This is a genomic window from Caldivirga sp. UBA161 (assembly GCF_002506515.1).
Classification (GTDB): domain Archaea; phylum Thermoproteota; class Thermoprotei; order Thermoproteales; family Thermocladiaceae; genus Caldivirga.
In genome coordinates, this window is sequence record NZ_DAXS01000003.1 from 278 (window position 1) to 1011 (window position 734).

A 734-nucleotide genomic window follows, 5' to 3' on the forward strand; every position below is an offset into this window, starting at 1 on the left:
GCCCTTAAGGAGTTTAAACTATTCGATAATACGCTACTCATATTCACCACTGATCATGGTGTGGATTTACCTAGGGCTAAGTCAACATTGTATGATCCAGGTATTGAGGCTACCTTAATTATGAGTTGCCCAAACTGCGGTATTTATGGTGGTAGGCGTGTTAATGCCTTAACCAGCCACGTTGACCTACTACCAACAATACTTGAAGTACTGAGTATTAAGCCTCCAGATAATGTTCAGGGTGTTAGCCTACTACCCTTAATTAAGGGTTCAGTGGCCAGTGTTAGGGATGCTGTCTACGCTGAGAAGACTTACCATGAGAGGTATGATCCAATTAGGGCTATTAGGACTAGTAGGTTTAAGCTCATAATTCACCTTGAGGCTCAGGATACTGCCGATGCTGCAATAGACTCTAAGCTCAGCCCAGCCCATGCAGTGGTTGCAGATGAGATAACCACGCCTAATGAATTCATTGAACTATATGATCTTAAGTGGGATCCACTGGAGCTTCATGATGCCTCAAGGGACCCAACGTATGAGGGTGTGTTAAGGGACCTCCTTAATAGGCTTTATAGATTCCTAAAGGATACTAGTGACCCAATACTGAATGGCCCAATACCATCACTACATTATTACCAGGCATTAAGAATACTGAGGGGTGAGGAGGAGCTACCGCCGAGGGTTCAATTAACGCCACCATACCAAGGATGGTGGGGTACCTTAACTAAGAGTGA

General features: G+C 44.4%; 1 protein-coding gene. It reads left to right on the top strand.

Annotation, left to right across the window (positions count from 1 at the left end; all coding sequences use genetic code 11):
- A partial coding sequence (locus BP896_RS00270; protein ID WP_291764502.1) for a sulfatase/phosphatase domain-containing protein occupies positions 1-734 on the top strand: 734 nt, incomplete at both ends.